Origin of the sequence: Metabacillus mangrovi (assembly GCF_009711125.1) — a bacterium.
Taxonomy (GTDB): Bacteria; Bacillota; Bacilli; order Bacillales; family Bacillaceae; genus Metabacillus_B; species Metabacillus_B mangrovi.
In genome coordinates this window covers 1-24,166 of the sequence record NZ_WMIB01000036.1, presented here as the reverse complement: position 1 = coordinate 24,166, position 24,166 = coordinate 1, and the positions used below count along the sequence as shown (strand labels likewise).

Annotated in this window: 28 protein-coding genes and 1 riboswitch; of the genes, 19 read left to right on the top strand and 9 right to left on the bottom strand. The window is 46.7% G+C overall.

Translation table 11 applies throughout. The features are described 5' to 3' along the window. Positions 1–351: 351 nt before the first annotated feature. Genes lepB through GKZ89_RS20060 form a run of 3 tightly spaced genes read right to left on the bottom strand, consistent with a single transcriptional unit; the run spans position 352 to position 2,185 of the window. Positions 352–879: a signal peptidase I gene (lepB, locus tag GKZ89_RS20070; protein WP_155114193.1), complete on the bottom strand. Its 528-nt coding sequence runs from the start codon at positions 877–879 to the stop codon at positions 352–354. 38 nt (positions 880–917) lie between these two features. Next, positions 918–1,730 carry a cytochrome c oxidase assembly protein gene (locus GKZ89_RS20065; RefSeq protein ID WP_155114192.1) on the bottom strand — a complete coding sequence of 271 codons (813 nt, stop codon included), beginning with the start codon at positions 1,728–1,730 and terminating at the stop codon, positions 918–920. Further along, positions 1,730–2,185 (bottom strand): DUF2243 domain-containing protein, encoded by a 456-nt coding sequence (locus GKZ89_RS20060; RefSeq protein ID WP_155114194.1) that lies wholly within the window; start codon positions 2,183–2,185, stop codon positions 1,730–1,732. The genes GKZ89_RS20065 and GKZ89_RS20060 overlap by 1 nt, the downstream gene beginning before the upstream one ends. Positions 2,186–2,412: 227 nt before the next feature. On the opposite strand from GKZ89_RS20060, the gene GKZ89_RS20055 reads away from it, so the two are divergent. Continuing rightward, the gene (locus tag GKZ89_RS20055) at positions 2,413–3,309 is read left to right on the top strand and encodes a manganese catalase family protein (protein WP_155114191.1); all 897 of its coding nucleotides are present in this window, start codon (positions 2,413–2,415) and stop codon (positions 3,307–3,309) included. A 34-nt stretch (positions 3,310–3,343) separates the two neighbouring features. Here GKZ89_RS20055 and GKZ89_RS20050 read toward each other — a convergent pair whose 3' ends face one another. Both GKZ89_RS20050 and GKZ89_RS20045 read right to left on the bottom strand, forming a co-directional pair. After that, a complete protein-coding gene (locus GKZ89_RS20050) occupies positions 3,344–3,568 on the bottom strand; it encodes a hypothetical protein (protein WP_155114190.1) in 225 nt (74 codons plus the stop codon). 78 nt (positions 3,569–3,646) lie between these two features. Beyond that, the gene (locus GKZ89_RS20045; protein WP_155114189.1) at positions 3,647–4,066 is read right to left on the bottom strand and encodes a VOC family protein; all 420 of its coding nucleotides are present in this window, start codon (positions 4,064–4,066) and stop codon (positions 3,647–3,649) included. A 489-nt stretch (positions 4,067–4,555) separates the two neighbouring features. Between GKZ89_RS20045 and GKZ89_RS20040 the strand changes: the two genes are divergently transcribed. The 6 genes from GKZ89_RS20040 (at position 4,556) to GKZ89_RS20015 (ending at position 10,609) form a co-directional block, all read left to right on the top strand. After that, on the top strand, positions 4,556–6,124 hold the full coding sequence (locus GKZ89_RS20040; protein WP_155114188.1) for a sensor histidine kinase: 1,569 nt from the start codon (positions 4,556–4,558) through the stop codon (positions 6,122–6,124). Next, positions 6,109–6,792, top strand: coding sequence for a response regulator (locus tag GKZ89_RS20035; RefSeq protein WP_155114187.1), 684 nt, complete (start codon positions 6,109–6,111; stop codon positions 6,790–6,792). Before GKZ89_RS20040 ends, GKZ89_RS20035 begins: the two co-directional genes overlap by 16 nt. Before the next feature lie 683 nt (positions 6,793–7,475). Next, entirely contained in the window at positions 7,476–8,780 is a 1,305-nt protein-coding gene (locus tag GKZ89_RS20030) for a CitMHS family transporter (protein WP_155114186.1), read from the top strand. 69 nt (positions 8,781–8,849) lie between these two features. Then, a complete protein-coding gene (locus GKZ89_RS20025) occupies positions 8,850–9,782 on the top strand; it encodes a tripartite tricarboxylate transporter substrate binding protein (protein WP_155114185.1) in 933 nt (310 codons plus the stop codon). Positions 9,783–9,958: 176 nt separating this feature from the next. Continuing rightward, the gene (locus GKZ89_RS20020; RefSeq protein WP_155114184.1) at positions 9,959–10,219 is read left to right on the top strand and encodes a YueH family protein; all 261 of its coding nucleotides are present in this window, start codon (positions 9,959–9,961) and stop codon (positions 10,217–10,219) included. 3 nt (positions 10,220–10,222) lie between these two features. Then, positions 10,223–10,609: a DUF4440 domain-containing protein gene (locus GKZ89_RS20015; RefSeq protein WP_162357139.1), complete on the top strand. Its 387-nt coding sequence runs from the start codon at positions 10,223–10,225 to the stop codon at positions 10,607–10,609. Positions 10,610–10,714: 105 nt separating this feature from the next. Here GKZ89_RS20015 and GKZ89_RS20010 read toward each other — a convergent pair whose 3' ends face one another. Next, positions 10,715–12,178 carry a potassium/proton antiporter gene (locus tag GKZ89_RS20010; protein ID WP_155114182.1) on the bottom strand — a complete coding sequence of 488 codons (1,464 nt, stop codon included), beginning with the start codon at positions 12,176–12,178 and terminating at the stop codon, positions 10,715–10,717. A 273-nt stretch (positions 12,179–12,451) separates the two neighbouring features. Between GKZ89_RS20010 and GKZ89_RS20005 the strand changes: the two genes are divergently transcribed. The 6 genes from GKZ89_RS20005 (at position 12,452) to GKZ89_RS19980 (ending at position 16,143) form a co-directional block, all read left to right on the top strand. Continuing rightward, on the top strand, positions 12,452–13,018 hold the full coding sequence (locus GKZ89_RS20005; RefSeq protein ID WP_155114181.1) for an RNA polymerase sigma factor: 567 nt from the start codon (positions 12,452–12,454) through the stop codon (positions 13,016–13,018). Further along, positions 13,008–13,730, top strand: coding sequence for an anti-sigma factor (locus tag GKZ89_RS20000; RefSeq protein ID WP_155114180.1), 723 nt, complete (start codon positions 13,008–13,010; stop codon positions 13,728–13,730). Before GKZ89_RS20005 ends, GKZ89_RS20000 begins: the two co-directional genes overlap by 11 nt. A 147-nt stretch (positions 13,731–13,877) precedes the next feature. Beyond that, positions 13,878–14,804 carry a nucleoside hydrolase gene (locus tag GKZ89_RS19995; protein ID WP_155114179.1) on the top strand — a complete coding sequence of 309 codons (927 nt, stop codon included), beginning with the start codon at positions 13,878–13,880 and terminating at the stop codon, positions 14,802–14,804. A gap of 48 nt (positions 14,805–14,852) precedes the next feature. Then, complete coding sequence (locus GKZ89_RS19990) at positions 14,853–15,239, top strand: fluoride efflux transporter FluC (RefSeq protein WP_155114178.1); 387 nt, start codon at positions 14,853–14,855, stop codon at positions 15,237–15,239. Next, positions 15,236–15,601, top strand: coding sequence for a fluoride efflux transporter FluC (locus tag GKZ89_RS19985; RefSeq protein ID WP_155114177.1), 366 nt, complete (start codon positions 15,236–15,238; stop codon positions 15,599–15,601). Before GKZ89_RS19990 ends, GKZ89_RS19985 begins: the two co-directional genes overlap by 4 nt. 122 nt (positions 15,602–15,723) lie before the next feature. Beyond that, a complete protein-coding gene (locus tag GKZ89_RS19980; RefSeq protein ID WP_155114176.1) occupies positions 15,724–16,143 on the top strand; it encodes a hypothetical protein in 420 nt (139 codons plus the stop codon). Positions 16,144–16,225: 82 nt separating this feature from the next. Here GKZ89_RS19980 and GKZ89_RS19975 read toward each other — a convergent pair whose 3' ends face one another. After that, complete coding sequence (locus tag GKZ89_RS19975) at positions 16,226–16,987, bottom strand: MBL fold metallo-hydrolase (RefSeq protein ID WP_155114175.1); 762 nt, start codon at positions 16,985–16,987, stop codon at positions 16,226–16,228. Positions 16,988–17,105: 118 nt separating this feature from the next. On the opposite strand from GKZ89_RS19975, the gene GKZ89_RS19970 reads away from it, so the two are divergent. The 4 genes from GKZ89_RS19970 (at position 17,106) to tenA (ending at position 21,037) form a co-directional block, all read left to right on the top strand. Next, entirely contained in the window at positions 17,106–17,513 is a 408-nt protein-coding gene (locus GKZ89_RS19970) for an Lrp/AsnC family transcriptional regulator (protein ID WP_155114174.1), read from the top strand. 83 nt (positions 17,514–17,596) lie between these two features. Next, the gene (locus tag GKZ89_RS19965) at positions 17,597–18,784 is read left to right on the top strand and encodes a chromate transporter (RefSeq protein WP_155114173.1); all 1,188 of its coding nucleotides are present in this window, start codon (positions 17,597–17,599) and stop codon (positions 18,782–18,784) included. A gap of 371 nt (positions 18,785–19,155) precedes the next feature. Next, positions 19,156–20,133 (top strand): DUF3231 family protein, encoded by a 978-nt coding sequence (locus GKZ89_RS19960; RefSeq protein WP_155114172.1) that lies wholly within the window; start codon positions 19,156–19,158, stop codon positions 20,131–20,133. 48 nt (positions 20,134–20,181) lie between these two features. Continuing rightward, positions 20,182–20,285, top strand: a riboswitch (TPP riboswitch). A 71-nt stretch (positions 20,286–20,356) separates the two neighbouring features. After that, the gene (tenA, locus tag GKZ89_RS19955) at positions 20,357–21,037 is read left to right on the top strand and encodes a thiaminase II (protein ID WP_155114171.1); all 681 of its coding nucleotides are present in this window, start codon (positions 20,357–20,359) and stop codon (positions 21,035–21,037) included. Positions 21,038–21,080: 43 nt separating this feature from the next. Here the strand turns inward: tenA and GKZ89_RS19950 are convergent, their stop codons facing one another. Then, entirely contained in the window at positions 21,081–21,431 is a 351-nt protein-coding gene (locus GKZ89_RS19950) for a hypothetical protein (protein ID WP_155114170.1), read from the bottom strand. Positions 21,432–21,576: 145 nt separating this feature from the next. Here GKZ89_RS19950 and GKZ89_RS19945 point away from each other — a divergent pair, with 145 nt between their 5' ends. Next, the gene (locus GKZ89_RS19945; protein WP_155114169.1) at positions 21,577–22,056 is read left to right on the top strand and encodes an RIP metalloprotease; all 480 of its coding nucleotides are present in this window, start codon (positions 21,577–21,579) and stop codon (positions 22,054–22,056) included. Between the two features lie 53 nt (positions 22,057–22,109). Here GKZ89_RS19945 and GKZ89_RS19940 read toward each other — a convergent pair whose 3' ends face one another. Next, the gene (locus tag GKZ89_RS19940) at positions 22,110–22,547 is read right to left on the bottom strand and encodes a ferritin-like domain-containing protein (protein ID WP_155114168.1); all 438 of its coding nucleotides are present in this window, start codon (positions 22,545–22,547) and stop codon (positions 22,110–22,112) included. Positions 22,548–22,675: 128 nt separating this feature from the next. Here GKZ89_RS19940 and GKZ89_RS19935 point away from each other — a divergent pair, with 128 nt between their 5' ends. Beyond that, complete coding sequence (locus GKZ89_RS19935; RefSeq protein WP_155114167.1) at positions 22,676–23,461, top strand: GNAT family N-acetyltransferase; 786 nt, start codon at positions 22,676–22,678, stop codon at positions 23,459–23,461. Positions 23,462–24,166 lie beyond the last annotated feature (705 nt).

Sequence of the window (24,166 nt, the reverse complement as noted above, 5' to 3'; positions counted from 1 at the left end):
TATCGGTCCCCAGAGCCGCTATTTTACGTGCGAAACCGTTTACAAACCTCGGATCGGTCTCAAATGCAGCTATTTTCCGTTTTAGCGGTACAACCCCCGCATTTTCTCCGAAATAGCGTCTCCTGAGACCGAACGCCGTTAAAAAGGGCCGAAACGACAAAAATAGCGTCTCCTGAGACCGGAAAAGGAGGTATCGGTCCCCAGAGCCGCTATCTCATTAAAGCTTCCGCTTACACAACCCGGATCGCTCTCCAAACCCACTATTTTCACAAGAAACAACAATAGCTGCGAACCCAAGTTTAGTTCCCAAACTAAAAACCCCCGGAATACTTTCCGGGGGTTTAGCTGCAATTACTTCATCAAGCCCATTTTTCCGACAGGTGAGAACCGGAATTCAGCCACTCCGATGACAGCATCTTTTGAAATGCTGCCGAAAAGCCGGCTGTCCATGCTGTCACGGCGATTGTCGCCCATGACGTAGAGAGAGTTTTCCGGGACGGTTAAGTGTAGATTCTCGGTGAGGTTTTCTCTCGGAATCAGTCCTTTTTTATTTTCCTTTAAATAAGGCTCACTATATGTTTTTCCATTTATGGTCAGTACGTCATTTTTGATGCTAATTACATCTCCCGGGAGCCCGATCACTCTTTTTATGTAGTGATCTTCAGATATCGGAGAATGAAAGACAATCATATCAAAGCGTTCGATCTTACTGATCTTGGAGACGATGACCTGGTTGTGATCCTGGAATGTCGGCATCATGGATTTGCCCTCCACCATGACGGGAGTAAAAAGAAAATGACGGCAGATGATGGCAATCAGAATTGCGGCAATCAGACTTCCGGCCCATGACCAAACCGACCTTCGGCTTTGTGCTTTCATACAGGTGCCCCCCTTGCTAACAATCGCTTTTCTTTATTTTACACCTTTTTCCCTTTATAGGGTACATCCAGCTGAAAAGATTTTCCGGCAGGGAAGGATTCTTTAGGCCTGGCTGATTTATACCAATGCCAGCAAAAGAGGAGAATCATGAGGATGTCTGATGCGTCTCCCCCGTAGTACATCAGCATTGCCCCGGCTTCTCCCTGGCCGGAAGGAACCCCTTCCGGCGGACTGGCATAAATGGCCTTTGAAAGAATGGCATGGGAGGCAAAGGCCAGGATTAGGATTGAAGCCCGAAGCGGATACGAGTACCTGTGGGCAGGTGGATCAAAATAGATAAAAGCAGCTGTAAATAAGTAGCCGGCAAGGAAGATATGCAGGTGGACGAGAACATGCACAGCGTCATACTGATGCATCCATTGATAAAGGCTTGTCTTGTACAGCAGCCACAATCCCCCCATGTTTAAAACAGAAGCAGTGATGGGATGCGAGACAGCCTGAACCAGTCTGCTTCTAAGTAAACGGGTTATTTTTCTGCCTGCTGTGACGGGTACGGATTTTAGAAGAAGTGATACCGGAGAAGCAGCTACAAGGAGCAGTGGAGCAAACATGCCTAGAAACAAATGCCCGGTCATATGTGCCCTGAAGTCCGTATGTGAGGCTTCCGCGATTGGTCCGGAAACAGCAAGAACAGCAAGCAAAATGCCGGCTGTCCACAACAGCATTTTATACATCGGCCACTTTTTCCGGAAACGGAAGGCAGCCAGTAAATAGAGAATCAAGACGAGTAAAAATGGCGCTGATAATAAAATGGGTACCCATTGAACAGCTGCTTCATGATGAGCGTGCATTAGGCTGGATCCTTCCTGGTCCGTGTTTTCGCGAGCAGGATTATTCCGGCAGCAAGCATCAAGGCAGCCGAGATGTTCCACACGAGATCATACGGGAGAATTTCCACATTGTAGCGAATCTGATGAAGGCCCATCAGTTTATGCTGCACGGTCCCGTCATACAGCTGAAAGGCACCTGCACCGGTTAGTATACCGCCGATCCAGCGCTGAGTCAGAAGAGCTTTTTTCCTGCGCAAATCTGCAAAAAGAAACAATCCGCCAATTGTCGCAAACCAGCTGAAAGAATGAAACAGCCCGTCTGAAACAAGACCCGCATCTGTCGTTGATTTATCATAAAAATGATGCCAGTGCAGCAGCTGGTGAAAAACGGCTTCATCAAAAAATGCTACAAACCCGAGACCGAATAAAATTCCGGACCATGCATTCTGTGAAGATTCTTTTGCCCCCAGAGTCATCAAAGGGATCCCTCCTTTAAACGTTCTCATTATTTTCCTTTAGCCTTGCAGAGGACAGGTTAAACCGGGAATATTTAACCGTTTGCCGCTCTAGCATCTATGTTTTCAAAGAATGTCCGCTGTCTGCGACAACAAAAAAATGACAGAAAAATTAGAAAACGGAGTTTGGCAACCGAAACGGTGGGTATTGGATAGGGTGCTGCAAAACTTATGCTAGGGGTGAAATAATGTTTGCAAGGTTTGATAAGCTTTTGATTGATCTGCCCGCTGCTGAACATCCAGACCCGGAAGGCGCCGCTGCTGCCCAGGAATTATTGGGAGGGAAGTTTGGAGAGATGTCGACTCTGAACAACTATATGTTCCAATCCTTTAATTTCCGGGGGAAAAAGAAGCTGCGTCCATTCTTTGACCTTGTTTCCAGCATTACAGCTGAAGAGTTAGGCCACGTAGAATTAGTAAGCCACGCGATAAACATGTCCCTCGAGGGCGTTACGAGTGAAGGGGAGCCGGACAGCGCGCCGCTGAAAGCAGCAAGCGCCATGCCGAACAAATTTCATTTCGTTCCTGCCGCCCAGTCAGCCCTGCCGGTTTCGTCCTCCGGACAAGCCTGGACAGGAGATAACGTCTTTAACAGCGGAAATCTGATCCTTGACCTCCTACACAACTTTTTCCTTGAATGCGGAGCACGCACACATAAAATGAGAGTATATGAAATGACAGACAGCCCGGTGATCCGTGAGATGGTCGGCTACCTGCTCGTACGCGGCGGGGTTCATGTCGTTGCCTATGCAAAAGCGATTGAAGCAGCCACCGGAGTGGAAATGGGCAAGCTGCTGCCGATTCCGAATCTGGATAATAAACGGTTTGATCATGCCAGAAAATATGAGGAAGAAGGCCGGCATACGAAGCTCTATACGTGGAGCGAAGCCGATTATCAGTCGATTGATCAAATCTGGAAAGGAAACCACCCGATCGATGGAGCGCCTCTGTCGGTTCACGCCGGGATGCCGGAAGGGTTTGAAATTCCGGAATACAGCGAGCTTCCCCAGGAATTCGCTCCTGGAATCGGGCCGGAGGAATTTATGCAAATTGCCGAGCGCCTGAAACGTTCAGCCGGCATTTAATCGAGAAGAGCCTGCCACTGTGGCAGGCTCTCTTTCATGCTTTTTCAAGTACGTAGGCTCTTTTTTCACGAAACGCTTTTTCATTCCCGCTTTGTTCAAAATAGCCCTCAAGTTCCATCAATACTTTGTATTCTCTGTTGTAATCCGTAAAAAGCTCGCCGCTGTTGCTGGAGAGGAGAATGACATCATTCTCGGAGACATACCTGTCCAGCTCCTCAGCCGTATAATGCTGATTGGTTTTCAATGCTGCTCCGCTCATCTGTTATCCCTCCTGAAACTTGGTCTATCTTTCTGTTCCCTCGTTTCAGGCAGCTAAACCCATTCACTGCAGTTGAGTTTATCCCTCGGGCGGTACTGCATTTTCATCCATATAAAAAACTTCCCATAAGTGATCATTGATGTCCTGAAAACTCCAGCCATACATGAACCCGTGATCAAACGGCTCGTTGGAAGACCTGCCGCCAGCATCCAGTGCTTTCTGGACGATTTCGTCCACCTGTTCTTTGCTCTCGGCTGCCAGGGCTATAATGACTTCAGTGGATTTTGATGAATCGGCCAGTTCCTTTTTCGTAAACGTCTGGAAGAAATCCTCTACGAGCAGCATCGCATACGTGTTCTCATTAATGATCATGCAAGTGGCATTCTGATCTGTGTACAGCGGATTGAATTCAAAACCGATTTTACCGAAAAACGCCATCGTTTGATCCAGATTTTTAACCGGAAGATTGATAAATACTTTTCCTGCCGTTAAACTCATTGCTCTTTCCTCCTTATGTACATTTTTTTTGTTGGACGAAGAAGTTATTTATACCATTCGCCGGATATTCAAAAAAACCTTCCGTCAAAAGGGAACGGAAGGCAGGGGACAGTATGGTATAATACCTTTGCAATAGAAAAGGGCTCTCAAGGGTGGATTGGTACACTCCCGGCATAAGGGGGTGATGCCTATAACGGTTTTTCAAGCGCTGATGTTCGCAGTATCTTTTGCAAATCTTGTGATCGCGATCCTTGCGTTTAACCATAAAAAATAATCCACCCTTGAGTTGACGGCTCGGCGGGTGGATTATCTTTGTTTTGGCTGATCCCCTTTCAGGGGGCCCTCCTATTGCAGGACCGTCCAGTGTGTGATCACCGGGCGGTCTTCTTAAACTATTCGTTATTGTTTCCAGTATACATCGATTGATTCAGGTTTGCGAGTTTGAAAAATTATATGGAACCGAAAAAACTTAGTGGTTGGGGAGGCATTTTGAGAAAAACCTATTCATTTACACTGCAGACAAAAATAGCCGGACTCGTTATTATCATCTTACTGATTGTCATCGGTCTTTTTATAGGTGTGTTCACAATTCTCGAATCAGCTGACCGAAAGAAGGAAACCGAGAAACTTGCCGTTCAGACTGCCGCGAGTGCCGCTAATTTGCCAGAGATGAGGACCACCCTTGCTGAGGGAAATGAGCGCGAAATTCAGGGGCTTGCCGAACGGATCCGTGATCAGGTGGAAGCTGCCTCTATTATTGTAACGGATCGGGACAGCCGGATCTTTTCCCATCCCGATCCTGATCAAATCGGTAAAACTCTGTATGATCAGGACAGTGATATGGCGCTGATTTATGCAGGAAGGTATTCAGCCGAGGGGAAAGGGACCAGTGGAGAGTCAATAAAGGGGAAAGCTCCGATCCTAATAGACGGAAGGAACTATCAGGAGGTTGCGGGCGTAGTAACGGTTGAATTTTCAAAAAGCGAAATGAATGCCAATATAGCAGGGAAAATCGCCAGTCTTGTCCTCTATACATTGCCGGTACTTGCTGCCGGAATTATTGGAAGCGTTTTACTGGCAAGGAATATCCGAAAAGATACGCTTGGTCTCGAGCCAAATGAAATTGCTGCACTCTACAGGGACCGGGAGGCAATCTTATCTTCACTCAGCGAAGGAATCATCGCTCTTGATCAAAAAGGCCGGGTGACAATGATGAATCCTGCGGCAGAGCAATTTTTCCGCTCAGACCGGGAAGGAGACCAGGATTTCCTGACAATCCTGGATGAAAAAAGGGGCAGAAATTTTGAAATCAGCTATCATAACCGGATATTAATCGTTGATTTTGTTGAGGTGATCGTAAAAGGCCATAGAGAAGGTACGGTCTGGACAATAAAAGATAAAACAGAACTGGTGAAATTGATTGATACCCTGTCTGAGGTTAAGAGGTATTCTGAAGATTTAAGGGCACAGACCCACGAATACACCAATAAGCTCTATGTGCTTTCCGGCTTGCTCGAGCTCGGGAATTACAGCTCCGCTCTCGCACTGATCCGGGAGGAATCAGTGAGGAATGAGAGCCAGAATGCCATTCTTTTTCAGCAAATTAAAGATGAAAATCTGCAGGCAATCCTCCTCGGTAAAATAGGCAGGGCATCTGAAAAGAAAATCCAATTTACGATTGATCTGGAAAGCTCAGCGGGAAAACTGCCGGAGCATCTGAAAATGTCGGCATTGATCACGATTGCAGGAAATCTGATCGACAATGCCTTTGAAGCGGTTAGCGATCAGCTAAATAAGGAAGTGTCCTTCTTTATAACGGACTTAGGGGAGGACGTGATCATCGAAGTAGAAGATAACGGGCCTGGAATTCCGCAAGATCAGGAGATTTTTAAAAAAGGAGCATCTACAAAAGGGGATGATCGCGGCTATGGGCTATACAACGTGAGAGCCGCTGTAGAAGAACTGGGCGGGCTGATTGAAGCCGGCGGCCTGAACGGAGCTGTTTTTACTGTATCCATTCCAAAAAAGGGGAGACTCCATTCATGTACAAAGCAGTAATCGCTGAAGATGATTTCAGAGTAGCGCAAATCCACGAACAATTTCTAGAAAAAGCCGGCGGGTTTACCCTCGCCGGAAAATCGGCAAACGGCCGGGAGACAATGGAACTGCTCGAGAAGGAAAAACCGGATCTCCTTCTTCTGGATGTCTATCTCCCCGACGGAATGGGTACAGAATTGCTGCCGGAAATCCGCCGGGCTTTTCCCGGAACAGATATTATTATGATTACCGCAGCAGCAGACAAGCCGCTCATTCACAAAGCGTTAAGCTATGGAGCGATCCACTTTTTAATCAAGCCGATAACATTGGAAAAATTTAAAGAAGCATTGCAGCGGTTCAAAGACCGGCGCCAGAAAATGGCCAGCCCTGAAATCAGCCAGCCCTTTCTCGACAGTCTGTTCACTCCTGCTGTATCCAAGCCATCAAAGATGCCAAATGAATTACCATCCGGAGTAGACTCCCTCACCTTAGAACGGGTAAAGAACCAGCTGATCGAAGCAGATGCCGGCATTACTGCCGAAGAAATGGGCAGGGAAATGGGAGCCTCAAGGACGACAGCCAGAAGATACCTCGAATACCTCGTTTCCGTCCAGGAAGCCCGGACCAAGATCGAATACGGCACAGTCGGAAGACCGGAGCGCCAGTATTATTCAGTGCAGTCCGTTTAGCCGGCGGGAGGACGATTATGCAGGATACATCATTAGCACCACGGGAACTTTCAGCAAATATCAGGGAAATTCAGCGTTCGTTCGAGATTTTTAGCATAAGTTCAGGAAATTCAGCATAAGTTCAGGAAATTCAGCATAAATATCGATAATTCAGCATAAGTGCACCTGCTTTCTACATAGAGAGAGTGCAGCGGAAACGGTGAAACCGGCCAGTTAGGAAGGAAAGTCAGCGATCTCAAGGGGCTAGTCAGCAATAAAAGGGAAAAAGTCAGCAATTCCGGAAGAAAAGTCAGCAATAAAGTAAAGAAAGTCAGCAATTCCGGAAGAGAAGTCAGCAATAAAGTAAGAAAGTCAGCAATTCCGGAAGAGAAGTCAGCAATAAAGTAAAGAAAGTCAGCAATTCCACAATAAAAGTCAGCAATCCCCCCAAGGATCGTCACCAACAACAGGGGCAATGCCAGGCAATTCTTCAAAAGCGGCCAGCAGGTCACGAATAAGTTAACAAGGAGACATCACTACGCTCTTAGGGAAGCTGCCCTCGTGAACAAAATGAACAAAATCACCGAAAAAAATAAAATGCGAGTAATTAAGAAAACGCTTACATAAAAAAATCCCTCCTCTATAATGATTTCAAACTAGTCGAATGATTTTGAAAGCACTTACATGGATGGGGGAGAAAAAGGATGCTTGCTTTTCTGGGATTCCTGATGATTGCTGTTTTTATGTTTTTCTTAATGACCGGCCGGCTTTCGGCCCTGATTGCCCTGATTGTAATTCCGATTGTATTCGCCGTGATTGGAGGGTTTGGTGCAGAGCTTGGGCCGATGATCATGGAGGGGCTTCAGAGTGTGGCACCTACCGGAGTCATGCTGATGTTTGCGATTCTCTATTTTGGGATTATGATTGATTCGGGTCTGTTTGATCCGCTTATTAAAGCGATTTTGAAAGCAGTAAAAGGAGATCCGCTGAAGGTGGCCCTCGGAACTGCGCTGCTCATTTCCCTCGTAGCACTTGATGGAGATGGGACGACCTCTTATATGATTACCATTTCAGCTATGCTTCCGCTTTACAAGCGATTAAAGATGAATCCGCTCGTGTTGACCTGCATTGCCATGCTTGGCTTTGGTGTAATGAATATCTCTCCATGGGGAGGACCGACTGCCCGGGCCATTGCCGCGCTTCAGCTGGACGCAACGGAAATGTTCACTCCTCTCATTCCTGTAATGGGCGGCGGAATTTTGTGGGTTTTTGTTACCGCCTTTATTTTGGGAAGAAGAGAACGAAAAAGGCTAGGAGTCATTGAATTAGAGGGAGCACCTGTGGGTATGGCGGAGCTTGAAACGGCATCGGCATCCGAGGAGGATATGTGGAAGCGGCCCAAATTGCTGTATTTCAATCTGGCTTTGACAGCAGGCCTCCTGTTCTGTCTGATTAAGGGGGTACTTCCGCTTCCAATCCTGTTCATGATTGCCTTTGCGATTGCCATCATGGTCAATTATCCGAACCAGGATCACCAGAAAAACCGGATTCGGACTCACTCGGCTAATGTTCTCGCTGTTGTAGCCCTTGTGTTCGCATCCGGGATATTCACAGGAATTCTTTCTGGAACCGAGATGGTCGATGCAATGGCAAACAGCATGATCGCGGTGATCCCGGAGTCGTTCGGCCCTTATTTTGCCGTCATTACAGCGGTTGCCAGTATGCCTTTCACGTACTTTATGGCCAATGACCCTTACTACTACGGAGTTTTGCCGATCATTGCGAAAACGGCTGCCGCCTATGGAGTGGAGCCGATCGAAATTGCAAGAGCGTCTGTCCTCGGCATGCCTGTCCATGCGATGAGTCCTCTTATGGCTTCTGCCTATCTGCTGTGCGGGATGAGCGGAGTGGAATTCGGCGCCCATCAGAAATTTATTCTGTTATGGGCGGTCCTGACCTCTGTTGCTATGATCCTGACCGCTCTGCTGACGGGAGCGATCACCATTTAATCACCAGCCGCCGGCTTCAGGCGGCTGTTTTGCTGATGTATACTGGACTCAGGGAAGGGGGCAGGTGCAATGAAAAAAATGCTGGCGGTTTTATTATGTGTCTCCCTGCTCCATGGGTGCCGGGGAGCTGCGGATGAGAAGATGGTTCAGGAAAAGGCGGTCCATCTTGTCATTCCGGCAGACCGGGGAGGCGGCTGGGATTTGATGGGGCGGTCGCTGCAGCCAATGCTGAGAAAAGATGAAGTCCGTATCTCCAACATGCCGGGGGGCAACGGGGAAACAGGATGGAAGTATGTCAAGTCCCATCCTGACCGTACAATCACCTTAAATTCGTCCCTGATCATAACAAACAGGATTTTGGGAAAAAGTGAAATTACCTTTGAAGATTTCACACCTCTTGGCATTCTTGTTTCAGACTGGGAAGCCATTGCTGTCCCGGTGAATTCTCCGTACACCGAAGCGAAAAAGCTGCTCCGCGATTTGAAAAGGAACCCGGAGAGCTTAAAAATTGGAGTCGAGCAAAGCTTCGGGAACGATGATCAAATTGCTTTTGTTCAAGCTGCAAAAGAATTAAAAATGAATCCGGCCTCTATCCGGTTCAGGCTGCATCAATCCAATGAGCAGCTCGTTCAGTCTCTTGAAAAGAAGGATGTGGATGCTGCATCTTTATCTTTTTCAGAAGCAGCGGCCCTTCATCAAAAAGGGAAATTGAAGATCCTTGCTGTTTCCTCCGATAGAAGGCTCGAAGGTTTTGAGAATGTTCCTACATGGAAAGAACAAGGGATCTCCATCGTTTTTCCTCACTGGAGGGGAATCATGGGGCCTGAAGGCATGAGTGAAGAGGAGATTCAGGAATGGGACAAAAAACTTAAAACGCTGTCGGAATCAAAAGAATGGGCTGCGTTTTTAAAAGAAAATCATTTGACCGGATTTTATAAGAACAGCACTGAAGCATCCGCATTCCTTGCCGAGCAGCAGCTGTTTTATGAAACTGTTTTATAGGGATGCAAGCTGTTCTTCAAAAGATGTGCGTATGGGGTGCTTACTGCCTTGATGAGAGCATTGATTTGCCGGCAAATGAAAGACCGGCAAATGAAAGACCGGTTTAGAATTCTTCCTAAATATGTTATAGTAGGTATCAATGTTCGGAACGCTTCGAACAGATAGGAAGGATTTTTTTGATTATACAAACACTGAAATTAGCAGGAGACCGATCTTCACAGGTTTACTTGTATAAAACTGACTCAGGCGAGTACATTGTTGCAGTTCCCGATATCCATTGGTCTGCAAAGTTTGATCAGCTGGATGAACTCAGTGACCAGTTTCATCATCTCCAATCCTCTTTGAATTTTCATATGTTTGAAGGAAATACAGACAAACTTGCAAAAGATATAATGGAAATGGTCCGAAGCATGGAACAGCTCCAAGAAATAAAGTAATAAATCAGGCTGCCGGATAACCGGCAGCCTTTTGAATGGAGGGAGAAAGCAATTAAGGGAATCGAACAGACTCTCAGATTATTAGAGGAACAGCTCCTCACCCCCAGCGTCCGTTCCTCGGCGGAGAAGATTGACGAGCTGCTCGATGATGATTTTATGGAAATCACCAGCAGCGGGACGGTAAAAACCAAGCAGGATTGCCTCGATGGTCTGCAAACCCCGGAGATGATTCTTTCCCAATTTTCCATCCGGGTGATTAGCGAAGGAGTGGTTCAGACATTTTACAAAATCGAGACGGAAGACCGAAAAACGCTGCGTTCATCCATTTGGAAGGAGAGCGGGGAAGGCTGGAAGATGGTGTACCATCAAGGAACCCCGGCTGCTGAATAGCAGAAAAGCTTTCGCTCCCTTTAATCAATCAACTCCCCGCTGTTTGATGATCTCATCCGGTCAGGAGATGAAAAAAAGCACTGCATGTCTGCAGTGCCTTTTTTGTCAGGAAACGGAAGGATCGCCTTCTTTTTCGCCAAACAGTTCTTGAATGGCATCCCTGTTTTTCTTGGAAACCAGAATATAAAGCGTGTCATTTCCTTGAAGGACCGTATCGCCTCTCGGGGTGATTAGCCTTTCGCCTCGAATGACTCCGGTGATGAGCGTGTCAGTTGGCAAATCGATATCACGCAGTTCAATTCCGGCATAAGGTGTCCGGGCTGGAATTTCAAGTTCGATGAGCTCATTATTTGTTTTACCGATTGAAACAAGCTCCAGTGTATGACTCTTCACCTTTGTTTCTCCTTCTGAAAGGTGAAGCATTTTTGCCAGTGGAGAAATGGTCGCACCCTGCAGCAGAGCGGACAAGAGCACTACGAAAAAGACCACGTTAAAGATGAGCGTATCATTTTCAAGATTAGCCATCAGCGGATAGGTAGCAAGAACAATCGGAACGGCTCCCCTAAGTCCTGCCCAGGAAATAAAGATTTTTTCCTTAAACGAGTACTTGCTTAAAGCCATTGAAATGAATACTCCAAGCGGGCGTGCAACGAGCATTAGAAGAAATGCAAGCAGGATGCCTTCCCACGTAATTTCCAGCAGCTGTTCCGGGAACACGAGCAGACCCAGAAGGATAAACATCAGAATTTGCATCATCCAGGCAAAGCCCTCATTGAAACGGATGATGCTGTGGCGGAACGTCAGCGGGGAGTTCCCGATAATGACAGCTGTTACATAAACCGCTAGCAGTCCGCTTGCATGCAGCATCACCGCTGTTCCGTATGACAGGATCCCGAGGCCGAGGGTGAGAACCGGATAAAGGCCCGAAGAATCAAGATCAATTTTATTGATGATCCAGACCGCTGCTTTCCCGATCAAAATCCCGATGACTAGACCAAAGCCCATTTCCCAAAGGAAAGTGAGAATAAGAGTAAGAATATTGGAATCCGGATGCTGTACAAGCTCCACGAAGGTAACCGTCAGAAACATCGCCATCGGATCATTGGAGCCGGATTCCGCTTCAAGAGTAGCGGTCAGCTTTTTGCGGATGTTTTTGCTGCCGAGTACGGAAAAAACAGCGGCAGCATCAGTAGAGCCGACAATGGAGCCGAACAGGAACGATTCAAGCCAGCTTAGATCCAGAATGAATTTTGCGAACAGTCCGGCTACTGCAGCGGTAACCAGAACACCGATCGTTGCGAGAGAACCGGCCGGCTTAATCACACTCCGTAAATCTTTCCATCTCGTCTGAATTCCGCCTTCAAAAATAATGATGATCAAGGCAAGGATTCCAAACAGCTGTGTGATCTTTGCATTATCAAAGTAGACATAGCTGCCAAGCCCCATGCCGACAGCGACGAAAAATACAAGCGCTGGAAGTCCAAGCCGGGTTGAAAACTTTGCAGTTAAAACGCCGATAATGAGCAGGGCAGCAAGTACGAATATAATGGTATCTATAGAAAAGTTCAATTAACCGAACACCCTTCTTTCGTGATTTTCTAAGCTGCCGGAACAAGCGGCAGGACACGGCTGTTTCGAATGTACAATAACTAAGTATAATTATACACAAACCCGGATTAGATCGCTTTTTATATGCCTGTTAAAAAAATTATGCCTGTTGAATCTGTGAAAAATGATCTATCTGTTCATTTTGTGCGTTATCTTTTTAGACCATTCCAATTCCCTAATGGATACAAAATGTGATATTTTTTTCATAGCACCTTAAACTAAAAGGAGATTACTATGGTCGAAAACAATGATGCCCAACTTTATGAGCGGCTCTCTTCAAAAGACAGGCAGGCTTTTGAAACGCTTTACAGCCGCTATGAAAAACTGCTGTTTTCCTTTGCCTATAAGGTGACAAAAGACCGCGGAATGGCCGAAGAAGTCTTGCAGGATGTCTTCGTTAAGCTGTGGAACGGCACCAATACGTTTGATTCTTCTAAGGGTAAATTTTCCTCCTGGTTATTAACCATCACAAGAAACAAAGCGATTGATATGATACGAAAGCATGCAAGACATGAACATTATGAGCTTCAGGATAAGGATGCCCTTGTCAGCGGGGAAAAACCGGTGGATAAGGAAGTAGAATGGAGAGAAGACAGAGAGATGATCCGGCAGGCGGTATCAGAGCTTAACAGCGACCAGCAAAAAGTGATCGACCTCTTTTATTTTAAAGGATTCAGCCAGCAGAAAATTTCAGAAAAATGCGGCGTTCCTTTGGGAACGGTTAAAGGAAGAATAAGACTCGCGCTTAAACACTTAAAACAGACGATGGAGAAAGGAGGGAGGTCGGACTATGAAGCCTGAACAGTGCAGCCATTTAATCGATTATTTTAACGGAACGCTAAACGGTGAAGAAGCTGCCGATTTTGAAGGGCATCTCCATCAATGCAGTGAGTGCCGGGAAGAGCTGGAAGAGCTTCGCATGCTTACGGAAGACCTTCCTTATCTATCCGAGCCTGAAGAACCGGATCCGGAAATGCGGAACAGAATTCTGGATGCTGCTTATGGAACCGATCAAGCGAATAGCACCTCTCCTGTTTCTTTTAAAGCGCCCGAAGTGAAGAAAACGAGACGGAGACAGCCACTTCTTGTCAGCGGCCTTGCGGCAACACTGATTCTGTCTCTTGCAGGAAACTTCCTTCAGCTATCAAACAATCAGGAAGAAATCGTGCAAAGCGGCAGCCTTCAGAAACAGGTAGCCCTCGCATCGCCCGAAGGAAATGAGCCGGTTCGGGCCAGTGCTTCTTTTATGAAAGATCAAAACAGCCGGTTTATGGTGCTGCAGGCGGATGGATTGCCGGAAATCAGTGAGGGAGAGCTTTATCAGGTATGGCTCATTAAAGGGGAAAAACCAGTGCCAGCAGGATACTTTACCCCGGATGGAAGCGGGAGCGGGGCTTTGCTGTATAAACTGGATCAGAAAAACCCGGACTGGGATACTGTTGCTGTTACAGTAGAAAAAGAACCGAATTTAGAAGCTCCTAGGGGGAACATTATACTAGCAGGGAATTTATAAGCATACTTAAGCAGGAGGCACAAAGCCCCCTGCTTTTTTCTTTACCCGCCCACAAACAGGATTAAACAACCAGGCCGATAGTATGGAATATTGTTCAGCGGTATAAATCACCATCCCATTCCATACGTAATACGTAGAGGTGATGAAATGAAGGTTTTGCTGTTTTGCGATCCCGGCATTGACGATTCACTGGCCATTATTTATGCTCTTAATCATCCTGGAATTGATTTAGCGGGGATTGTGACAAGTTATGGAAACGTGACAAAGAAACAGGCGACCATCAATGCAGCTTATTTAACGTCTCTTGGAGGCAGACCGGATATACCGGTTATTGCCGGAGCGGAATTCCCTCTGACAGGAGAAAGCACAGCATTTTATCCGGAAATCCATGGAGATGATGGGATGGGGCCGATCCGTCCCCCTGATAACAGTCCAGGAAATTATCAGGAATTCAGTTATGTGTTTAAAATCATAGCAGAGCATCTGAACGACTTGATTATAGTGGATGTAGGAAGAAGCACATCCCTTGCCCTCGCGTTCAACTTGAATGTAAGCCTAATGAAACGGGTCCAGAGAATTTACTTGATGGGAGGGGCCTTTCTCGTGCCCGGCAATGTAACACCCTGTGCTGAAGCAAATTTCCACGGCGATCCAATTGCCGCGAATGTCGTGCTGAAATATGGAAAGGAGATTTATATTTCCCCGTTGAATATTACAAATCAGGCAATTATCACCCGGGAGATCGCCTCATATATTTATACTGCTTCTCACTCCCCGTTTAAAGAACTCATTCCACCGATTACAGAATACTACTCGGCTTATTACAGAAAGATGAATCCGGGGATGAGGGGGGCTCCGGTCCACGATGTCGTGCCGCTCTACCATCTGATGAACCCTTCATTTATCGTAACAAAGGAACGGAAAACAGAGGTGCTTATATGCAGGGAGGGCAAGGGAACGAGCGTTGCCGATTTCAGAAATTCCAGCAGGAATGACGGAAGCAGAAGGCATATCGCGATTTCCTTTGACTACCGTCACTATATTGCTGATTTCATTAAAACAATGACGGATTGATAGGCTATAATAAGAACAAACTCATGGGAAGAAAATACAGGAGGGCTTATGAAATATGCAGCTATTGGCTTGGCAGGAGCAGCAGGAGCTATTCTGCGTTATGCGACCGGGATCGCAGCAGAAGGTGCAGGGAGTTTCCCGGCAGGGACGTGGCTTGCCAATATGGCAGGCTGCTTTCTGCTTGCCTTTTTAACCGCCGGAGTCTTTCACTTGGACAAGTTCCCTAAGGATCTAGCCGCACCCATCAGCACCGGCCTGATCGGATCCTATACAACCTTCTCGGCCTTCAGTCTGGAAATGGTTCTGTTAATGGAACAGGGGCGGTTTCAAAAAGCGCTGTTTTATTTCCTCGCAAGTGCAGTTCCCGGACTTTTTCTCTCCATCGGAGGCTGGATTGCCGGTACGGGCTTGATAAAAAGGAGGAAACCATCATGATCGTTCATCTCCTTCTCCTTGCTGCCGGCGGATTTATTGGCTCCTTAGCGCGCTTTGCAGCGAGTACGAAATGGAACGGGCCGTTCCCTAAAGGCACACTCGCCGTGAATATACTCGGAGCCTTACTGATTGGAATTCTTGCTGGTGCAGGAATGACCGGAAGACCATACCTCTTCGCTGCCACTGGTTTCCTCGGAGCCTTCACGACCTTTTCCACATTGAACCTTGAATTAGCAGAGAAGGTGCTGGCAAAGCAATATAAATCCCTGATCCTGTATGCTGTCTGCACATACGCTGGCGGATTGGGAGCTGCTTTTGCAGGATATTGGCTGGCAAAAGGGCTGCTGGGAGTACTAAATTAACACTGTTATTTTGGAAAAATATTAAAAAAAAAAGACCCGGTTGTATACTGTTTGTAAGCATCAAGCCAACTCCTAAAAGAACCGCATAAACAAACTCGTTTAGTAAAAGGGGAGAGGTCAATATGGCCGTGAAAAATGTGCTGAATTTATACAATTTGCTGCTGTCTATGGGAGCATTCTACCTTGGCGTGTTAATGCTTACGGAAAAAGGAGCTTTTGATGTATACCCCCCTGAGTGGATCGGGAAGCTGCCCTTTACCAGCTGGACGGGAATGGCTTTGTTTGGAATGGCTTTATTTGGACTCGGCAATGCCTTCGCTTCTCTCAGGGGGTTCATAAAGAAAGATAAAGTATTTTTAATGACCATCATGATGGGGGCTCTGTTTTTTGTCTGTACGGTTGGCGCAACGATGCTCACAGGAGAGTGGTACTTGCCATCAGGAGTGTTTTTAATTGTAAGCATAATGCAGATTCTGCTCGGAATAGCCGGCTTCATTATATTCCATTTACTGGGCAGAGCCGCTGGCCAAGCAAAGCGGTAGCATCCAGCCCGAAAAGGCATCCGTTCAGGATGCCTTTTTTCTGGCTGCTTTCTTTTCGCTTTACTCTTCTAAAAGCTTTCCTTTACTGAAAGGACATCGTTTCGCCGTCTTCAGGCACATGCACTCTGTCTGAGAGCCCTTTTTCCTGTAAAAATGAATTTAGTTCAGTTCTCGACAGAAGGCAGTGGTTCAGTGTCTCCATATGGATAGCGATGATCCGGGCTTGCGGGGCGGCCAGGGCTGTGTTCTCGATATCTTCTTTATCCATTGTAATCACACCGCCTTCAAGAAACTGGGCGGCTCCTGCGTTCACAGCAATCACCTCGGGGTTATGCGTTTGGATAGCTTCCTGTACTTCCGGACACCATACTGAATCACCAGCGATGTAAAGCGTTTTTTCTTCTGGATGGGTAAGAATGAAGCCTGAAACAGGACCGGTCATTTTGGTGATGTCACCGCGCCCGTGGCTGCCGCCTGTCTTTTTGATGGTGATATGGTCAAGCTTCAGCTCAGAGCCTGCAGCTTCTGCGTGAAGGAAGCCGTCATTCCGGATCGCTTCGGCATCCTCTTCGCTTTGTGCATAGATCCTTGTTTCTTTAGGCAATGCGTTCTTTGCCTCTTCATCAAAATGATCAGGATGCAGGTGAGATACGAGAACCGCATCAGCCTTGACAATTTCTTCAGCTTCAAGAGGAAGACTCGTCATCGGGTTGGACAGGTGCTGGTTCGGTGTATTTGGAAAGGCGGGCATTGCTCCTTTTTCAGCAAGAAACGGATCGACAAGAATCGTTTTGCCTCCGTAGTTGATCTTCAGGGTTGCGTTGCGGATTAACTGAATTTCCATATTCATTTCCTCCCTTTTTATGAGTTCTTCTATAGGATAATATAAGAAGGATGCGCTATACATAGATTAAATCAAGTGTTTCTTTGCTTCTGCTTGATTTGTGAAAGGAATGATGACGATGCTCGATCAGACAGATCGGAAAATCCTGGAAGAGCTTTCCGGAAACGGAAGGATGACGATGAAGGAACTGGGAGCACGTGTCCATCTTACCGGCCAGGCAGCCGCTTCCAGAGTAGCGAGGCTTGAAGAAGAAGGGTTTATCAGCAAATATACGATAGAAGTCAATCAGCAAAAACTGGGGTATTCAATCCACGCTTTTCTGTACATTTATACAAAAAGCATCAGCCATCAGCCGTATCTAGCATTTCTGGATGAGAACAAAAAAGATGTGGTGAACCATTATAAAATCAGCGGGGACGGCTGCTACCTGATGGAATGCAGGTTTTCCGGGAATGAAGAGCTGGACCGGTTTTTAACAGGTTTGAACAAACATGTTAACTACAAACTGTCAATTGTTATTAAGTAAATGTAAATTTAAAATGAATCATACCATCCAGGTCCTGCTCCCATGCTACTATGGAAGTATTATGTGATGGAGGATTTCTAATAATGAATACAAAGTTTAAGACATGGCTGGAAATCCTGCTTGTCTCTTCTAAGCTCGGCCTCACCTCATTTGGAGGCCCTGTCGCCCATTTAGGTTATTTCCGTGAGGAGTATGTGAAGAAAAGGAAATGGCTTGATGACCGGGCATATGCGGATCTTGTTGCCCTTTGTCAATTCCTTCCCGGCCCGGCGAGCAGCCAGGTTGGTTTATCCATCGGTCTGATGCGGGGCGGGATTTTCGGAAGTTTCCTTTCCTGGTTCGGATTTACCATGCCGTCCGTAATCTTGCTTGTTTTATTTGCTGTTCTTTTTCAGAATGGCAATGTGCAGGAGGCGGGCTGGCTGATGGGGCTGAAGATCGTGGCAGTGGCCGTTGTTGCCCAGGCTGTGATGGGTATGGGGAAATCACTTGCACCGGACCGTCCGAGAATTGCTGTTGCGGTTTTAACTGCTTCCGGCGCGTTATTCTTTCCATCTGCCTGGGGGCAAATCGGCCTCATCGCAGCGGCAGCTGTTTTTGGATATCTGTTTTACCGGAAAGAAGAAGTACCTGAAGTACCTCCGCTTCTTATTTCCGTCAGAAAAAAAACTGCCGCAGCGTCCCTCGCTGTTTTTGCGGCGCTGCTTCTATTTCTCCCTGTAATGCGCTACGCATTCCCAGGGATTTACATGGCATTGTTTGACGTGTTTTTCCGCGTAGGCTCTATCGTTTTTGGAGGAGGGCATGTCGTGCTGCCTATGCTTGAAAGGGAAGTCGTGCCGCCAGGCTGGGTGACGGACGAAGCATTTCTTGCCGGGTATGGTGCTGCTCAGGCCGTTCCGGGACCGCTTTTTACCCTTTCCAGCTATCTGGGAGCGGTTGTTTCCGGCCTTCCTGGGGCATTGGTGGCAACGGCTGCGATGTTTTTGCCGTCTTTTTTGCTGGTGATCGGAGTGCTTCCTTTCTGGAGTACGATCCGGAGGAAAAGGGGCGTACAGGCCGCATTGATGGGTGTGAACGCATCTGTTGTCGGCATACTGCTGGCTGCGTTGTATGACCCGGTATTCACGAGTGCGATCCATTCAGCGGGGGCCTTTGCCCTTGCACTCAGTTCCTTTGCCCTGCTTGTCTATTGGAAGCTCCCCCCTTGGGCTGTTGTCCTTTTTTCCATTGTTATGGGAAGCATTATGCAGCCTGCAGGACTGCTCTAATGTGGTATAATGCAAAAAAAAGGAGGGTGATGTTCATGAGCAATAAACCATCCATTTTAAAAAAAGCGGTCGATTATGCAAAAAGAAATCCGGAACAAACAAAAAAAGCGATCAATATGGTTACAAAAGCACTGAAAAATAGAAAGAAATAAATCATGGACGGCCTGAAAGCAGGGCCGTTTTTTTTTTTTTGCGATGCGTACATCAGATGATTGGGAGCGGAAGATGAGAACATGGGCTTGGGAGCAGCGGACCCGGTGAGGCAGAAGAGGAGGCTAACCGCCTGCCTGTAATCAGAGCTTTTTTTCATAAATCTCCCTCTTTAAGGAAGAATAAAGACATCTATCTATCCTGAAATGAGGCGTAAATAAATGAAATCCCCTTTATCTTCATCTGAATATGCCAACCTGTGGTCCACTTTTGAAAAGAAAACGATGCTGCTCCGGATTATGGAACATGCTTTGAAAGTGACCAATCAAAAAGATATAACGTCTGTCATTCAATATGCGTATCAGGATGAAACAAAGTTCGTGAAGGATATCGTCAACTTGCTGGAAAAAGAAGGGGCATGCATACCGGAGGGTTTTACACAGAAAGATGTAAATCTCCATGCAGAAAGGCTGTTCGATCAGTATTTTTACCTTCGCTTTCTTCGCATGCTGATGAAACTGGGCATTGCTCTTAATGCAATTCATACTACGATGGTATACAGAAAAGATGTGCATGACTTTTTTTCACGCACTTCCGCACACTCCAATAAAGTATTCGGCATGTGTACAGATGCCCTGCTTCAGGTCGGACACGGAGCAATTCCGCCCGTCATCGATCTGCCTAAAGAGCCTGCCTATGTGAACAGCAAAAAGTATTTGTCCGGATTCCGGCTGCGGAAACGGCCGCTTAATGCCACTGAACTGTCGATTCTTTATCACATTGTTGAAAACAACAACTTTGGATCCCAGCTGATGAAGGGCTTTTCAATGACAGTTCACTCAGAGGATGTCCGGCAGTACATGCTCAAAGGGAAAAAACTGTCCGACGACTTGTATGATTCCTACAGCAAAGTAATAAGGAAAAGCGGCATCGAGCTCCCTTCCCTGCCAGGAGCCTCTTATACTCAAACGAACGCTTCGCCCTTTTCAGACAAGCTCATCATGTATCTCGTGAACCTGCTCTCAAGCTTCGGCCTGACGAGCAATGCGCTTGGCACTTCTTACAGCCTGCGCCCCGATCTCCCTGTGAAAATGGCTCTATCTGCGAGGGACATTTATTCCTTTGCTAAAGAAGGGGGCAAGATCATGGTCAAACATCAGTGGATGGAAGAGGTTCCGTCCGCATTAAAAAAGCGGTAGTTCAAGGATCCTGCCTATGATATGATGGAATTGGAAAATAAAATACCGCATTGCCACTAGGGGAGCCTCTGTAAAGGCTGAGACCGGTTGAACCGGGACCCTTGGAACCTGATCTGGTTTGTACCAGCGGAGGGAAGTGGGTGACTGTCTTTACGTTATGACACCCGCTCTTATCTGTTAAGGGCGGTTTTTTGTTTTTACCATTCAAAAAGGGGGAAGAAAAATGACTTCATTTACAGAAAAGCTGAGGGAGATCACAGATCCGATATGGGAGGCGAATTTTAATCACCCTTTTGTTAAAGGGATTGGAGACGGTACACTGCCGTTGGAAAAGTTCCGCTACTATGTTCTTCAGGATGCCTATTATTTATCTCATTTTGCCAAAGTCCAGGCCCTTGCAGGCGGGAAAGCAGATGATCTGCATGTCACGGCAAGAATGGCATTTCACGCTCAGGGTACATATGAAGCGGAGCTTTCACTACATGAAAAATTCTCCGTTCTCCTTGGGATCACGGAGGAAGAAAAAGCAAAATTCGAGCCTTCTCCAACAGCCTATGCCTATACATCCCATATGTACCGTTCAGCCGTCAGCGGAAGTCTCGGTGAAATCATTTCCTGTATCCTCCCGTGCTACTGGATTTATTATGAAATCGGGGAGCGGCTGAAAAACTGCCAGCCTGAAGAGCCGATTTATCAGGAGTGGATTGCTGCTTACGGAGGCGAGTGGTTCAAAGAACTCGTAGTTGAACAGCTTGACCGCCTTGATCAGCTGGCACTTGAAGCATCGGAAAAAGAAAAAGAGAAAATGCTCCGTCATTTTACGATCAGCTGTAAATATGAACTGGCGTTCTGGGAAATGGCTTTTACAATGGAACAATGGCCGGAGTGCTCACCTGCCTATTGAACAAAAGAGGATGGCCTATGATCTAAGGCCATCCTCTCTTTCGTTATTCCACTTCGTCTACAAAAGGGTTTATCACATAAATATAACCGTGGGCTAAATCAATCCTCAGGATCCACTCCCATGGAACACCCAGTTTTTGATGGATGGCTTTCCAAAACTCAGCGGACTTTGTTTCAAAATCCATGAATTCCTGGAGCAAATCTTTATAAGAAGCTCCCTGAATTTGAATGTTTGAATCAAGCAGACGCATGTGGGCGAGGTGTCTGCACTCCAGATCCTGGGCCGTTTGAAGCTCTTCCTGTGTTGCCGTGCCAATAACGGTTCCATCTTCAGGAAGATCCGAAAAAACGTTTACATTTTCTTTCACTGCTGCTGGCTGTTCGTCGAAGCGCATGACTCAATTCCTCCTTGTTTTGGAATAGGATGTTGCTTTTTCATCATACCGTAAATTTCTGAATAATAACACAATTTTACGCGCAGTTTGAAATAGAAACAACAGGGAAAACAGTCCTTACGATGCAGATGAGGAGGAGCTAACAATGTTTGAACTTCGGGATGTGATCACCCTGCTCTGGTCTCTGTGTATTGTTCTGCCGGTCGCTTCTTTCGTACACCAGCTGGGCCATACCGTAATGGCCTTTATTTTCGGAGGAAGAGGCAGCTTTACAATCGGAAGAGGTAAAGAGCTGTTTACGTTTAAGAATCTGACGGTCAAACGTCTTTATTTTTTGGATTCTTTTTGCCAATATGAGGGATTGAAGTATGACAACCGCATGACCCATGCACTTGTGTACGGGGGAGGTGCCCTGTTTAATCTCCTGTCCGTTCTTATTGTCAATCTGCTGATTGTACTCGGAGTCTTTGAACCTCACTTGTTTTTTTATCAGTTTGCCTACTTCTCCAGTTACTACGTGATTTTTTCACTTCTGCCGGTGCGGTATTCGGATGATCACCCGAGCGACGGGATGGCTATTTATGAAGTGCTTCGCCATGGGAGGAAATGCGATCCCATCGACTGATGGCAGCCCAGGCTGAAATAGAAACCGTAAAAAAACCGCCTGAGGCGGTTTTTTCACTTTTTCAGAAAATATAAAAACCATACTGCATGATTCTGTTCATCTGCTGCTGCTCTCCTGAACGTGCGTTTAATATAAGCGTTAGTGGCTTTGTCGGAAATGTCCAGGTAAAAATCAACGGTTTCCTGTTCATCCTTGAATGCCGCGTTCAGCCCTTTTTCATAAGAGGATGGGCACTGCTCGATCTGCTTTGGTTTATGCTGCCGGCCTGTCAGTGAAAGGTAAATTTGTGAGAACTCCTCAAAATGTCTTTTTTCATCTTTCCTGATTTCAAGGATCTGCTCTCTTTGAGTTTGGTTTGGCGCTTGTTTAGCCAGGACTTCATAACAATTGATGGCACTGTATTCTCCGTCAATGGCGCGGGCGATTTCTTTGGCAAGCAGCGTATTTTGATTCATTTGCCGCTCGTACGGATTATAGTAGGAGTAATACATACGTGACCCCCTTTAAACAGATTTTGTAAACTATATGACGGTTTTTTCAGATTAGTAGTGAAAAGGTTTTGAACATTCACTATAATAGAGGATAAAAAGTTTGCAGGATTTTTACCGGGGGGATGAAGATGATACGCAGATTAACAGAGAACGACCGTGAAATGTGCTTTGAGTATGTGTCAGGAAAGCCGGCCGAAAATCTTTTTATCATCGGGGATATTGAAGCGTACGGGTTTGACACAGCTTTTCAAAAACTTTGGGGGGATTTCGACTCTGGCGGGAGCCTGAATGGGGTGCTTCTGAAATATGAAAGGAACTACATTCCCTTTTCCTATGGCGAATTTGATGCAGCCGGTTTTGCTGAAATCATGAAGGCCGATCCGGAGTGGAAAATCCTCTCCGGCCTCGGGGAAGTAACGGAAAAAATTGAACCGTACCTTTCCGGAGAAGAGAAAAAACGTCTTTTTTATTATGCAAAATGTGACCGCCTCACAGGGAAAGGAACTTTTGAAAAAGTAAAAAAGGCAAGCCCGTCAGAAGCAGAGAAAATCATTGAATTGTACGGCCATATTGAAGAATTCAGCACCAATGAAAATGTGGAAAGCCGCAGGAGGAACATGGAGAAGGGCGTTGCCCGCACGTACTATATAGAAGAAGACGGGAAAATGGTCAGCTCCGCCTCCACCGGTGCAGAAAATACCCTTTCCGCAATGGTAGTCGGCGTATGCACGCTGGATGCTTACAAACGAAGAGGCTATGCCAGCCAGTGCATGCTGAATCTATGCACCGATCTGCTTCAGGAAGGACGGGAGCTCTGTCTTTTCTACGATAATCCGGAAGCAGGAGCCATCTACAAGCGAATCGGGTTCAAGGACATTGGCATGTGGACAATGTATGAGAGAGAAGCCCGGTAGAGAGATACTTACTGCTGTTGGGAGGGATTGTGAGCTGGGATTTGGTGCGGGGACTAGGGGGCTCAGAGACTTCGGTCTCCAGGGCCGCTATTTGGTGCGAAAAGCACGATTTTCCGGTGAAACGGTCTCAGCGGCCGCTATTTTAGGATTTTCGGCCGATTCTGGGGCGGAATTTTGCAAATAGCGTCTCTCAGGACCGAACGGGAGCAAAAAGATCAAAATTAACAGAAATAGCGTCTCCTGAGACCGGAAGCAGAGTCTTCGGTCTCCAGAGCCGCTATTTGGTCCGAAAAGCGCGATTTTCCGGTGAAACGGTCTCAGCGGCCGCTATTTTAGGATTTTCAGGCGATTCGGGTCCTGAATTCCGCAAATAGCGTCTCTCAGGACCGAACGGGAGAAAAAAGGGCAAAATTAGCAGGAATAGCGTCTCCTGAGACCGGAAGCAGAGAATTCGGTCTCCAGAGCCGTTATTTGGTTCGAAAAGCGCGTTTTTCCGGCGAAACGGTCTCAGCGGCCGCTATTTTAAGGTTTTCAGCCGATTTGGGGCCGGAATTCCGCAAATAGCGTCTCTCAGGACCAAACGGGAGAAAAAGGAGCATATTTAGCAGAAATAGCGTCTCCTGAGACCGGAAGCAGAGTCTTCGGTCTCCAGAGCCGCTATTTGGTCCGAAAAGCGCGATTTTCCGGTGAAACGGTCTCAGCGGC